Source organism: Janthinobacterium sp. SUN118 (assembly GCF_030397695.1).
Classification (GTDB): domain Bacteria; phylum Pseudomonadota; class Gammaproteobacteria; order Burkholderiales; family Burkholderiaceae_D; genus Janthinobacterium.
Window position 1 is genome coordinate 3,025,767 of sequence record NZ_JAPUBV010000001.1, and the last position, 13,225, is coordinate 3,038,991.

The following is a 13,225-nucleotide window of genomic DNA, read 5'->3' on the forward strand; positions in this document are numbered from 1 at the left end:
CGGCGCCCGCACTGCTGCCCGGCTCTCCGGAGCCGGAGAAGGTTATTGCATCGGCAGCGCCGTCACGTCGACGGCCGGCGCCTGGCCCGTCGCCGGCCGCGTGAAGTTCTGGTTGGTCTTCACGTAGTCGGCGAAGAAGCCGCCGTTATGCAGGTAGAACTTGCCGTTTTCCAGGCCGCCCGCGTAATCCATGCGCTGCGCATTGGTGGCCGTGGCGTCGCCCGTGAAGCGCCCCGCCGTCACTTCCGACCAGGCGCCAGCGCTATTGCGTGCCCACTGGTTGCCGAACTGGACGCGGCGCTCCGTGTACCCCAGGGTGTCGATGAAGTTTTCGAGGAAGGAATGCACGCCCGTCAGGTAAGTGCTGATCGCCGGCCGCTTCCAGGTGGCGATGTAGCGCCACTTGCCCGTCTCCGGCGCAAAGAACCATGCCGAGTAGTCGCTGCCGCCGTTGCCGTCGGGCCGCGCGCGCGTGATGAAGCGGTAGGTGGTCCCGGCCGCCCAGTTATACGACAGATAGGTCTGGCCGCCCGTGCCCTCGCCGCCGAACGCATTGTCGACCACGCCGGCGCCCTTGCTGACCAGGGTGGTCTTGGCGCCATTGTCCGCATCCCAGACGGAGAACAGGATCCAGCGCTCGCTGGGCGACTTGACCTGGATGCCCATGTAGCCCTGGCTGAAGCCATTGGCCATGAAGTACGAGCCGATGGCGTCCTGGCCCACGGGTATCGTCATCTCGTTGTAGAAATACTCGGTATTGGCCGGCACCGTGTAGCCCATGTGCACGGATGGTCCGCGCCGCGACCAGTAGTAATTTTCCGGGTCGTTGGCGTAATTGAGCGCGGCGCCGGACGTCACCTTCAGCGCGGCGACGTCGCCAAACGTGGCCTTCACGCGCGACAGGCCCTGCATGTCCACCTTCACATAGCCGGCTGCCGCCACGTTCACCGTGCCCACGGCATAGGTCTTGCGCGCCTTGCCGGCCAGCTTGACGTCGAACGGCGTGCCGTTGATCTTCACGCGGATGGTGCTGTTGCCGCCATCGGCCAGGCTGGCGTCCAGCGCCACCTGCACCGGCCCCGCCTCGGCGACGCGGAAATACGTGCTGGCGACGGCATTCGGATTGCTCCAGCTGGCCAAGCCTTTTTCATTGATGACGGCGCCGCCGGCGCCGCTGGTGATGAAGGCATTGCCGGCCAGTGCCACGGTCGCCGGCGCACCTTGCGCGGCCACGCTCATGGCCAGCAAGGCCGTGCCGCCCGTATCCGTGGCCGTGGCGGTGCTGCCGCCGCAGGCTGCCAGCAACATCGGCATGGCGGGAAGGAATGCATAGAGTAATGAACTTCTGTGTTTCATCAACGTCTCCTGGTGGTGCTGCTTGCGACGGGCGTACAGGGACCTGCAGCCTGCGCCGCGGTTGAAAAACTGGGGATAGATGAAAAAACCCGCTACGGCAGGTGGCGCGGTAGCGGGTTGTCGGTGCTTAGTACTTGCCGTCGAAGGCGAAAATCGGCTTGCGCGATTTCCACTGGCCGCCCGTGAAGTCGGGGAAGTCCAGGGTCTGGAAGTTGGCGGCGATCGATTGTTCGGACAACGGCGTGATGGCACTCCAGGTGACGGCATCGTAGATGTCGATCGGCATCGGCGCGTTGGCCTTCAGCGCTTCGACAAAGGCGTGGATGACGAAGAAGTCCATGCCGCCATGGCCGGCACCCTCGGCCTGCGCCGCGTACTTGCGCCACAGCGGATGCTCATACTTGTCCTGGTAAGCCTTGAAGTCATCCCACGCGTGCGGCTTGCTGACGCCTTCGATGTGGATGGAATTGTTCAAGTCCATCCACAGGCCGTCCGTGCCTTGCACGCGGAAGCCCAGCGAGTACGGGCGCGGCAGGCTCGTATCGTGCTGCAGGATGATGGTTTCGCCGTTTTCGCACGCCAGCGTGGTGGTGACGACGTCGCCCAGCCTGAATTTCACCTTGGCGTTCGCATGCTGCGCGCCGCCCGGCTGCTTGACGATATAGTCGTGCAAGCCGCGTGCCTTGGTGGCGAAGGCGTTGATGCGCGTGAAACGGTTGCCGCGGTTGACGTTGGTGTACATGGCGCATGGGCCGATGCCGTGGCTCGGATACAGCTCGCCGTTGCGCTCGACCGAGTGCTGCGTGCGCCAATGCGCTTCGGACCAGCCCTTTTCGCCGAATTCCACGCCGCCGCCATACGGCTTGGCCGGATTGCCGCTGTTGAATTTGACGGCGCGCAAATCGTGCTGGTAGCCGCCCTGCAGGTGCAGCAGTTCGCCGAACAGGCCGGCGCGCACCATCTGCAGCGCCGCCATCACGTCGCGGCGGTAGCACACGTTTTCCAGCAACATGTACGGCGTGCCCGTCTTCAGCTGGGTATTGAGCACATCCCAGTGGTCTTGCAGGGTGATGCCGGCCACCACTTCGCAACCGACGGGTATCTTCGCCTGCATGGCGGCAATCGCCATCGGCGCGTGGAATTCCCACGGCGTGGCGATGATCACGCCATCGAGGCCGCCCGCGTCGAGCATGCGCTTGTAGGCGTTCTGGTCGCGGTCTTCGCCGTAGGTGCGCGGCCGCGGCTTGCCGGCTTTCGCCACCTGGCCCAAAGCATGCTTGAGCATGATCGGTTCGATATCGCACAGGGCCACCACTTCCACGTCGTCGCGGCGCACCAGTTCAGCCAGCAGCACCTGTCCGCGCATGCCCGTGCCGATCATGCCGAGGCGGACCTTGTCGCGGCCGCCGGCGGGGGCGGCAACGGCGTCGCCGGGCAGCAGCGCGCTGCCGGCCATGGCGCCACCGGCCAGCGCTGCGCTGGCGGACAGGAAATTGCGTCGATTGAATTGTGTCGTCATTAGTCTCTTCTCACTCCGTTGGTAATTGCCGGGCGCCCGCCAGGCCGGCACGGGCGCCCATGGATCCTGCCTTACGGCAGATTAATACGTGTATTCCGCCGTGAAGCGCACCGAACGCGGCGCCGTGCGGCCGGCCACCTGCAGGTAATTGCGGGCGATGGCGCCATGGTCTTCTCGCGTTTCGTTGTAGCGCGTCACCGTCTGGCTGTTGAACACATTGAACACGTCCACTTTCAAGCTCAGGCCTTTGACGGCGCTGGGAGTATAGGCCACATTCAGGTCCAGCTGGGCTTGCCATGGCAGGCGGCCCTGGCTGCCGCGCGGCGCCGGCTTGCCGTTGCAATAGAAGTAGGAATCGCCGTAGTCGTTGTCGAACTTCAGGTCATCGGGCAGCGCGCCGATGCAGTTGCGCGGCGCACCCGAGATCAGCGACATGTTGGCGCCCACGGTCACGTCTGGCACGACCTGCATGAAGCCATACGCCTTGAACGCGTGGCGGTGGTCGCCCGGCAGGTAGCCATAGGCGTTGTACATCAGTTCCTTGTGGTCGTCGCTGACCGTCAGGCCCACGTCGCCGCCGCCGATGCTGTCGGTCTGGCCTTCCATATTGCCCTTCAGGCCGGACAGGGTGTAGGTCAGCTTGCCGTACCAGCCGTTCGTGTACGGGTGCTCGACGAACAGGTTCAGGGCGCGGTAGGTGCGCGATGGCAGCGGATTGCCCCACTCCGCCGCCGAGATGTCGACGCGGCGCAGGCCCTTGCCGTCGTCGAAGTCGACCATCAGGCTGTTGTCGCGGCCCGGGTTGATGATGGCGCACTGGAAGCCGCCCCAGTTGCTCGTGTCGACGCTGTTGCGCGTGGCCCAGGCTTGCAGCGGACGCGCGTCGCAGACGTCGTCGTTGGTGTCGTTCAGCTTGCGGTACAGCACACTGGCGCCGACCACCAGCTTCTTGCTCAGGGCGCGTTCGAAGCCCAGCGAGAATTCATCCTGCGACAGCGGCTTCAGGCCGATGGCCGTCACTTCGCGCGCATCGCGGCTCTGGCCGTAGGCATTGTTGGCCGAATACGGCTTGCTGATGGCGTGCAGACCCGTCGGCGCGCCCGTCACCGGATCGACGCCCGTGTACGTGTACATTTCGCTGGTGGCCAGGAAGGGGCTGGCCATGTTGCTCGACAGATTCGATGGCACCGGCAGGTGGTAACGGCCGCCATTGGCGAAGAATTTCAGGGTGCCGTCGCCCAGGTAATCCCAGGTGGCGCCCACGCGCGGGGCGATCATGTTGCGCTGCGAGATGAACGCCACGCCGTCGGTGCTGTAGTTGGTGAACTGTTCGCGGCGCAGGCCCAGGTCCAGCAGCACTTTTTCAGTGACCTGGTAGTGATCCTGGATGTATTGCGCCGATTGCACGCTGGTGGGACGCGCCAGGTTGGCGTTCAAGTCCTTGCTCACATAGTAACCCTGCGTGCCGTAACCGCCGCCCTGGGCCGGCGTTTCAAACGCGCCGTTGATCGGGCGGTTCGGATCGGCGGCCTTCTGGTAGCTCCAGCGGTAGCCGCCGGCCAGGCTCAGGCCCACCTTCGATTCCACGTCGATGCGGTCGATGCCGCCGCGCAGCGAGTGCTTGCCCAGCTTGTATTCCAGGTCCAGGCGCTTGGCCTTCTGGCGGTCTTCCGAGGACGGGTCGATCAGGGTGCCCGTCACCGTCTGCGGATTGGCATACGTCAGCCCTGGCACCTGGGTCGAGGAATTCGACGACGTCTGCGCCAGCAGCGGGTTGTAGCCGTTCGGCGTGCGGGTGTGCGAGGTGCGCGACTGCCCCATCATCGCCGTCAGCGTCAGGTTGTCGGTCAAATAGCCGGTGTACTTGAAGATGTCGATGTTCGCCCCCGGCGCGGCCGACGAGCCGCAGCAGTTGGTCGTCGTCTCGCCCTTGCCGGACTGGACGCCGTTGCTCGAATGCGTGTCGTAGCTGTAGCCATACGACTGGCTGTCCGTGCGGGTGCGGTCATACAGCTTGGTGTACTCGAAGTGATGGTCGTCCGTCAGGTTGTAATCGAGCTTGGCCATCATGCGGTCCACCTTGCTCTGGCTGGTGCTCCAGCCGCGCGCCAGCGCCGTGCCCGAGTCGGCGGCGGCCGCCACGGCCTGGCCGTCGGTGCGCGTCTGTTCCAGCGCGACGAAGGCGAACAGCTTGTTCTTGATCAAAGGACCGCTGCCATACAGGCCCACCACCTTGCTGGTGCTGCCATTGTCGCGGTTCCAGTACAGCAGATTGCCGTCCGTCTTCGGATTGGCGCCCGTGTTCGGGTAGTAGATGTTTTCCGGCTCGCCCTTCAGCGAGCGGGGAATGATGGAAACCTTGCCGCCGAATTCGACCTTGTTGCCGCCGCTCTTGGTGGTGATGTTGATCACGCCGCCCGTGGAACGGCCGAATTCCGAACCATAGCCGCCCGACAGCACCTGCATGTTCGAAATCGCGCCAAATGGCAGTTCCGACGCGCCCACCTGGGTCAGGATGTTCGTGATCGGGAAACCGTTGACGTAGAACGCGTTTTCCGACTGGCCCGAGCCGCCGATCGACGGCGCGTTGCCGTACACGCTGTTGGTGCCGCGCGAGACGCCCGGCGTCAGCTGCACGATGGACGCGACATCGTTGCCCACCGGCAGGGCCTTGAGTTCCTTGGCCGTGAAGATCACGCCATTGTTGGTGTTCGACACGTCGATCGGGTTGCGCGACGCCTTCACGACGACGGTCTGTTCCTGGCTGACGGGACCGGCCGCGCTGGCCGGGCCGAAGTTGGCCTCGGCGCCGGCGCCGATCAGGGCCTCGACTTCCTGCGCCGCCTCGACGGCGCCGGCGCGCAGCACGCGCACCGCATAGCGGCCAGGCGGCATGGAATTGGCCACATAGCGGCCCGACGCATCCGGCGTCAAGGTGCGCTGCACGCCTGTCGCCAGGTTTTCCAGCACCACGGTGGCGCCGGCCGGCGCGGTCACTTCGCCGAAAATGGTACTGGTGGCGTTCGACTGTGCCCAGGCCTGGCCTGGCACGCCTACCGCCAGCGCGATGACAATCGCGGCGGCGCGGCTGATGTCGCGCAATTTGAGTCGGGTGCTATGCATAATGGTCTCTCCGTCTATATATGAGGGTTGTAAGCGCCCCTCCCCGGTCCGAAGAGGGGTGCGTTTTTTTATTGTTGGTGGTAGTTCGGTCAGCGCGGCTTGACGGTCGCGCCTTCCGTGCCGGTCAGTACGGCGTTGGCCCAATTGCCGCAGACCTGGGCCGGTTGGGCGCCGCGCGCGCCCAGGGTGCGCAAACTGAGCTGGCTCAGGCCGCGTACATCGATTTCGGGTTTGACTACCCCGGGAGCCGTGACCAGGCCGCTGTCATACAGCAGCCGCTCACCGCTCCATACCTGGAATTGCAAGCCGCCCGCGCTGCGGCAGCTATCGTCCACGCCCAGGTCGGCGCGCAGCAGATTCCAGTTCCCCGCCAGCTGCAGGTCGATGCGGCTGGCAGGTCCCACGCCGAGGCCCTTGCGGAACCACAGCCCGTTCATGCGCATCTCGGCAGCCTTGCCGGCCGGCCGGTCGCGCCCGATGTTCTTCGGCAGCGCCAGGTCCGACAGGTAGCGCTGCACTTCCGCGCCTTCGGCCACGCGGTGCTCGAGCACGCGGAATTCGGACAGGGTGACGGGCGCCACGTCGGTCGCCAGCGCGGCGTCGAAGGCGCGCGCCACCGGTGCGGCCTGCGCCGCCGTGACCATCGGGTCCGTGCTTGCCGCGCCGTCGCCTTCCGGATTTTGCGTGCTCATGACGCGGAAGCGCAGCAAGCGCCCTGCCGTGGCCGGGAAATTGATCGTCTGCGTGCCCTGCGCCAGCTTGAGGGTGCCGCGCGCCAGCGGCGCGCCCCATTCGCCGTTGTTGTCGCCGATATAAATCTCGTAGTCGCGCACCTGGCCATGTTTCCAGTGCTGGTCGTTGCGCGGCGCCAGTTCGATGCCGTCCACCAGGCGCCGCTCCGTAAAGCCGATCACCCATTCATGCGGACCGCTCTTGACGGCCGGGCTGCGCACGGTGCGGAACCAGGTCTCGGGCTTGCCGTCGAAGGCGTTTTCCAGCGCATAGCCGCTTTCTTCAAGGGGACGCGCCACCACCTGCATGGCGTCGGCCGGCAAGGCGCGGCCCGGCACGGGGGCGGCCGGGAAATCGGCATCGGTCCTGGCCACGGCCAGCGCGCCGGCGACCTGCAACATCAAGGCCTGGCGGATATCCTGCGCCGCCACCTTCACGTGCAAGGTGCCCTGGCGCTCGGCCGCATCGAAGAACCAGCCTTCGGCCGCCCTGTCGTAGGCGGCGCGGTCGGCTGCGGCGGCAAGCAGGCGCTCGCCCGCATGCACGGTTGCCGGACGCTGGCCCGCCAGCATGCGCAGCGCATAGCCGCGGCGCGCTTCCTGGCCCTGGTACTTGCCGTCGACGGCGCCAATCTCCACGCGCACATCGGCGCCGCTGGCGTGCATGCGCATCACTTGCTGGCTGAAGGCGCCGCCCTGGTACTGGCGCGTGTTGCCATCGTCTTCATACAGGGTGTATTCCGAGTCGCCGTGCGGATAGATATCGAGCGTGAGTCGGTCCTTCGGCTTCTGGCCGTCGTACAGCATTTCCGGATACATGGGCAGGATGGCGCCGGCGCGCACGAACACGGGCAGCTTTTCCAAGGTCACCTGCAGGTCCAGGTCGCGCCCCCTGGCGCCGGCCGTGGCCTGGCGGCCATCCCAGTAGTCGTACCACGTGCCTTGCGGCAGGTGGATGCCCTTGCGCCAGCCGCCGCTGACGGCCTGGCTGCGGTAGACGGGCGCCACCAGCACGTCGCGGCCCAGCAGGAACTGGTATTTGTAGGCTTCCGTGTAGGCGGCCGGGTCTTGCGGGTAATCCCACATCAATCCCCGCACCAGCGGCGCGCCCGTCTGCTCCGCTTCGCGCGTCAGCGTATACATATACGGCGTGAGGCGCATCTTGAGCTTCAGGTAGCGGCGGTTGATGTCGCGGTACGGCTGCTCGAACCACCATGGATGCTTGCGCTCGGCCGCGGCCCAGCCGGACATGCCCATCAGCACGGGCGTGAAGCTCTTCCACTGCAGGTCGCGCAGATAGGTTTCCGGGCTGCCGCCGAAGATGGCGTCGACGTCGCCGGACGCATACGCCTGGCCGGACAGGCCCGAGCCGATCAGGGTCGGGATGTGCCAGCGGATGTAGTCCCAGCTGGCGCTCTGGTCGCCCGTCCACGCCACGGCGTAGCGCTGGATGCCGGCCCAGCCCATCACCGTCCACAGGAAGGGACGGCTGTCGGAATTGTTCAGGATGCCGTCGTAGGCGGACTTGTTCGCATCCATGGCGAACTGGTAGCCCTTGCCCGTCCACGCCACGTCCAGCTTTTGCACGCGGCTGCCGGCCTGGCCCACCTCCCAGGCGATCTTGTCGACGCCGTTTTCCGTCCACAGGCCCGTGCGGAAGCCATAGCCGGCCAGGCCCTTCACGGTTTCCGGCAGCTGCGTATAGCCGCAGCCGTAGCCGTCGTTGGGCAGGATCCAGCCGCCCGGCATGTCATGTTCGCGGTACTGGCGCGCCACGGTTTCCACCACGTCCGGCGTCTTGCCCGTCGGGCCATCGCTCCAGCCTTTCGGCACGGAGCCGGGCTTTTTCACGTTGTCGCCATCGTTGTAGCAATCGGCGTCGCCGTATTCCAGCGCCCAGCGGGGCAGCATGCGCGCGCGGCCCGTCAGTTCCGTGTAGCGGGCGACGACGTCGCGCACATCCTTGCCGACGAAGAAATAGGCGTCGAAACGGCCTTCCGCGTGCTGCAGCGAGATCTGTTCGTTGTCGCGCAAGTCGTAATTGCCGTCGGACCAGGTGTTGCGCAGCATGCCCCAGCCCCGTGAGCTCATGAGAAATGGCGCGGGATTCGGGCGGTCGCCCTCTTCCCAGCCGCCCGAATAGGAGACGGGCACCTGCCTGCCCTTGAATTCGAAACGGCCGTTTTGCTGGCCGCCGCCAAAATAACGTTCGCCGGGCGCGCTGGACAGCACCTGCACACCCTGCTTGGCGTCCAGCGACAGCGGCTGCACTTCGCGCCACAGCGGCACGCTGTCGCCGGCGCGGAACAGGGTAAAGCGCAGCGGCTTGCGGTCGATGCGCAGGCTCAGCGCCTCGGTGGAAATCAGGATATGGTCGGCCTGTTCGCTGACTTTATACGCCACCTGCGCGGCCGGCCGGCCGACGACGATGGGCGCGGCCTTGTCGCCAGGTCCCGTCAAGCCCGTTTTCGGCCCGGCCCAGATGCGCAGCACGTCCGCCTGCGGCAGGCTGATACGCAGCTGCACGCCCGTGTCGCTGCGCACATCCCAGCCCAGCCCTTCGCCCTTGGCCACGTCGGCCGCATGCACGGCGCTCAGTGCCTGCAGGTTGCCGATGGGAGCAGCATGCGCCCCGTGGAGTGCCAGGGTGGACAAGGCGGCAAGCACGCAGGCGGCGATGGCACGGCGGGGAAGCGGGAGTGGTTTCATCTGACAGGCTTTCAGAAAAGTGCGATGCGATGGGAATACTTTAAGAAGAAAAATAAACATCGTCAATAAAAAGAAAGTTATTGCGTGAAATTATTCTAAAAAAGCCCAAATATGGCGCATTTATCTTTCGATTCACCAAAATGTCACACTATGCACTTTCGTTATCGTCGTATATCGGCGACAAATCGTCTCGACATGGGCTTGTGCACTGCAAAAAACCGCCATTGCCGGACACATAAACGCAGGCATATCGCAAGACAACAAAGTATTTACTTTCGTTTTACTTTCGTATTTGACTTTTCGAAATTTAGTATTTATGCTTTATCACAACAAACACTTTACTGACACTTCCATGACTACCCTTCTTCAGCGTGACATTCAAACCTGGCGCGACATCGGCGGCCTGCATACGGCCGAGGAGATCGCCCATCAGCCAGCCATCTGGCGCGCGCTGGCCGGCATTTTGCGCGCCGAGCAAGCCAGCCTGGCCGCCTTCCTCGGCGACGCGCTGTCCAATCCCCGGCAGCGCGTCATCCTGACGGGCGCCGGCAGCTCGGCCTATGTGGGCGAGATCGTCGTCGATGAACTCAATGCCGCCTGGCCGGCGCAGATCCGCGCCATCGCCACCACGACTTTGCTGACCCACCATGAGCTGTACCTGGAAGCGGATGCGCCCACGCTGCTCGTGTCGTTTGCGCGCAGCGGCGACAGCCCGGAAAGCCTGGCCGCCGTGGAATTGCTGCGCCAGGTCGTGCCCGGCGCGCGCTTCCTCAATATCACCTGCAATGCGGACGGCAAGCTGGCGCGCCAGGGCGCCAATGACGCCCAAACCTACAACCTGCTGATGCCGGCCGGCAGCTGCGACCGCGGCTTCGCCATGACCAGCAGCTTTAGCAGCATGCTGCTGGCGGCCCTGGCGGTGCTGGGCAAGCATACGGACCTGGCGCGCCTGGATACCCTGGCCAGCCTGGGCGAACAGGCGCTGCGCGACTGGTCGGCGCCCGTGGCGGACCTCGGTTCGCAGCCGGTGCAGCGCGTGGTCTACCTGGGCAGCGGCCCGCTGGAAGCGCTGGCCAAGGAAGCGGCATTGAAAATCCTGGAGCTGACGGGCGGCCGCGTGATGGCGATGGCGAATACGGCGCTGGGCTTCCGCCACGGCCCGAAATCGGCCGTCACCACGGAGTCGCTGGTGATCCTGCTGCGCAGCAGCAAGCCGCTGGCGCGCCAGTACGAGGACGACTTACTGAAAGAACTGCAGCGCGACAGCGTGGCGCAGGCATGCCTGACCGTGGGCATCGGCGGCGACCTGTCGGCCGACGCGCCGGCCTGGCCCGACGCCTGGCTGGCCCCGCTGTGGCTGCTGATGGCGCAGCAATACGCGCTGCACCAGTCCGCGCTGCTGCAACTGCGCCCCGACAATCCATTCGCCGGCGGCATCGTCAATCGTGTCGTGCAGGGCGTCACCATCTATGGCCATGAGCAATTCTAATCCTGAGCAGCACGCGCAGCGGCGCGGCTACCACGGCATCGACATCGGCGGCAGCAAGATGGAGCTGGTGGCGTTTGCTGACCGCGATGGCGCGCTGGAAGAAGTATTCCGCGAGCGCGTGGCCACGCCCGGCGACGATTTCCCCGCCTTCGTGCAAGCCATCGTCGACCTGGTGGCGCATGGCGACGCGGCGCTGGGCAGCGCCGCGCCCGTCGGCATCGGCTTGCCCGGCGTGATCGACAGCGCCAGCGGGCGCCAGCTCAGCTCCAACGTGCCGGCCCTGAACGGCCGCCTGGTGGCGCAGACCTTGCAGCAAACCTTGCAGCGCCCCGTCGCCATCGGCAACGATTGCCAGTGCTTCGCCCTGTCCGAGGCGCAGGGCGGCGCGGCCGACCATGTCGCCAGCATGTTCGGCGCCATCCTCGGCACGGGCGCCGGCGGCGGCTATTGCGTGGACGGCCAGCTGCTGCGCGGCTTTAACGGCGTGGCCGGCGAATGGGGCCACTGGAGCCTGCCGGCCGCCCTGCTGGTGCAGCACGGCTTGACGGACTACGCCTGCCCCTGCGGCAAGCAGGGCTGCCTGGAGCGCTATGTCTCCGGTCCGGCCATGAGCAAGCTGCACGCGCATTTCGGCGGCGACGGCGCCGAGCCGCTGGCCATCATGGCGCGCGCCAACATGGGCGACGCCGTGGCCCAGCGCACGGTGGCCGTGCACCTCGACATCCTCGGCCACGCGCTGGCCGGCCTGGTGCTGGCCTACGATCCGCACGCCATCGTGCTCGGCGGCGGCCTGTCCAAGCTGCCGCACCTGTACGACAAGCTGCCGGCCGCCGTCAGGCGCCACCTGTTCCCCGGCGTGCACGTGCCGCCCATCCTGCCGCCGCGCTTTGGCGACGCCGGCGGCGCACGCGGCGCCGCCCTCCTGATCCGACAACATACGAAGGCTTGAGAACGATGAACCAAGTGGAAACCCCGTCTTTTACCTTATCGCCCGTCCAGCAAGTGATCAAGGCGCACCGCCGCGGCGAAGTCGTCGGCCTGTATGCCGTCTGCTGCAGCCACCCGAGCGTGCTGCGCGCCGCCATGCGCGTGGCCAGCGAATACGACACCGTGCTGCTGGTCGAGGCGACCTCGAACCAGGTCGACCAGTTCGGCGGCTACACGGGCATGACGCCGGCCGTCTTCCGCGACACCATGCTGGCGCTGGCGCGGGAACAGGGTTTCCCGTCCGAGCGCCTGGTGCTGGGCGGCGACCACCTGGGACCGAACGCCTGGCAGCACCTCGATGCGGCGACGGCCATGGACCACGCCGAAACCCTGATCGCCGCCTACGCGGCGGCCGGCTTCCATAAAATCCACCTCGATTGCAGCATGCGCTGCTTGGATGACCCCTTGCTGCTCGACGATGAAACCGTGGCCGCCCGCTCGGCGCGCCTGTGCAAGGTCGCCGAGGCGGCGGCCGCCGCGGCGGGCTTTACGCCGCCCGTCTACGTGATCGGCACGGAAGTACCGATTCCCGGCGGCGAAGCGTCGCTGGCGCAGGCCGGCGCCGTCACCAGCCCGCAGGCGGCGCGCCGCACGCTGGACGTGCACCGCCGCGCCTTCCTCGACAACGGCCTGCATGGCGCCTGGCGCCGCGTGATCGCCATGGTGGTGCAACCGGGCGTCGATTTCGACCAGAGCAGCATCCAGCACTACGACGCGGATGCCGCCGCCGAACTGTCGGCCTTCGTCGCCGAGCAGCCCGGCCTCGTGTTCGAAGCCCATTCCACCGACTACCAGCGCGAAGCGGCCCTGCACGCCATGGTGCGCGACCATTTCGCCATCCTGAAAGTGGGTCCCGCCGCCACCTTCGCCCTGCGCGAAGCGCTGTTCGCCCTGTGCCAGATCGAGGAAGAACTGCTGCCGGCGGCGGCGACCTCGCAACTGATGCAGGTGCTCGACGACGTCATGCTGGCCAAGCCGAAGAACTGGATCAAGCACTACCTGGGCACGCCGGAAGAACAGCGGCTGATGCGCCGCTATGGCTTGAGCGACCGTTGCCGCTATTACTGGGGCGAGCCGGAAGTGGCGGCCGCCGTCGACAAGCTGCTGGCCAACCTGCAGGACCTGGCGATTCCGCTGCCGCTGCTGAGCCAGCATTTGCCGGAACAGTACCTGGCCGTGGTAGAGGGCAGCCTGGCCGTGGCGGCGCCGGCCTTGATCGAGCACAAGATCGGCAGCCTGCTGGCGCAATATGCGCGCGCCTGCAACCGCAATGCGGCGGTGGCCATCGTTGCCGAAGCGGCAATCTGTTAA

Annotated in this window: 7 protein-coding genes; 3 read left to right on the plus strand and 4 right to left on the minus strand. The window is 66.0% G+C overall.

Annotation, left to right across the window (positions count from 1 at the left end; translation table 11 throughout):
• Positions 1-42 precede the first annotated feature (42 nt).
• The 4 genes from O0880_RS13655 to O0880_RS13670 all read right to left on the minus strand — a co-directional run bounded on the left by O0880_RS13655 (position 43) and on the right by O0880_RS13670 (position 9,438).
• On the minus strand, positions 43-1,356 hold the full coding sequence (locus O0880_RS13655) for a DUF3472 domain-containing protein (RefSeq protein WP_289886939.1): 1,314 nt from the start codon (positions 1,354-1,356) through the stop codon (positions 43-45).
• A gap of 127 nt (positions 1,357-1,483) precedes the next feature.
• A complete protein-coding gene (locus tag O0880_RS13660) occupies positions 1,484-2,875 on the minus strand; it encodes a Gfo/Idh/MocA family oxidoreductase (protein ID WP_071323837.1) in 1,392 nt (463 codons plus the stop codon).
• An 81-nt stretch (positions 2,876-2,956) separates the two neighbouring features.
• The gene (locus O0880_RS13665; RefSeq protein ID WP_289886940.1) at positions 2,957-5,998 is read right to left on the minus strand and encodes a TonB-dependent receptor; all 3,042 of its coding nucleotides are present in this window, start codon (positions 5,996-5,998) and stop codon (positions 2,957-2,959) included.
• Between the two features lie 89 nt (positions 5,999-6,087).
• Positions 6,088-9,438, minus strand: a complete 3,351-nt coding sequence (locus O0880_RS13670) for a TIM-barrel domain-containing protein (protein WP_289886941.1) — start codon at positions 9,436-9,438, stop codon at positions 6,088-6,090.
• Between the two features lie 352 nt (positions 9,439-9,790).
• On the opposite strand from O0880_RS13670, the gene O0880_RS13675 reads away from it, so the two are divergent.
• Genes O0880_RS13675 through O0880_RS13685 form a run of 3 tightly spaced genes read left to right on the plus strand, consistent with a single transcriptional unit; the run spans position 9,791 to position 13,225 of the window.
• On the plus strand, positions 9,791-10,927 hold the full coding sequence (locus tag O0880_RS13675; protein ID WP_289886942.1) for an SIS domain-containing protein: 1,137 nt from the start codon (positions 9,791-9,793) through the stop codon (positions 10,925-10,927).
• Positions 10,914-11,876 carry an ROK family protein gene (locus tag O0880_RS13680; RefSeq protein ID WP_289886943.1) on the plus strand — a complete coding sequence of 321 codons (963 nt, stop codon included), beginning with the start codon at positions 10,914-10,916 and terminating at the stop codon, positions 11,874-11,876. Before O0880_RS13675 ends, O0880_RS13680 begins: the two co-directional genes overlap by 14 nt.
• A 5-nt stretch (positions 11,877-11,881) precedes the next feature.
• Entirely contained in the window at positions 11,882-13,225 is a 1,344-nt protein-coding gene (locus O0880_RS13685; RefSeq protein ID WP_289886944.1) for a D-tagatose-bisphosphate aldolase, class II, non-catalytic subunit, read from the plus strand.

What these genes read in the sequence shown, in the direction of transcription:
- O0880_RS13665 (WP_289886940.1), bottom strand. Translation starts at nt 5,998, where the DNA reads ATGCATAGCACCCGACTCAAATTGCGCGACATCAGCCGCGCCGCCGCG.
- O0880_RS13685 (WP_289886944.1), top strand. Translation starts at nt 11,882, where the DNA reads ATGAACCAAGTGGAAACCCCGTCTTTTACCTTATCGCCCGTCCAGCAA.
- O0880_RS13655 (WP_289886939.1), bottom strand. Translation starts at nt 1,356, where the DNA reads ATGAAACACAGAAGTTCATTACTCTATGCATTCCTTCCCGCCATGCCG.
- O0880_RS13680 (WP_289886943.1), top strand. Translation starts at nt 10,914, where the DNA reads ATGAGCAATTCTAATCCTGAGCAGCACGCGCAGCGGCGCGGCTACCAC.
- O0880_RS13660 (WP_071323837.1), bottom strand. Translation starts at nt 2,875, where the DNA reads ATGACGACACAATTCAATCGACGCAATTTCCTGTCCGCCAGCGCAGCG.
- O0880_RS13675 (WP_289886942.1), top strand. Translation starts at nt 9,791, where the DNA reads ATGACTACCCTTCTTCAGCGTGACATTCAAACCTGGCGCGACATCGGC.
- O0880_RS13670 (WP_289886941.1), bottom strand. Translation starts at nt 9,438, where the DNA reads ATGAAACCACTCCCGCTTCCCCGCCGTGCCATCGCCGCCTGCGTGCTT.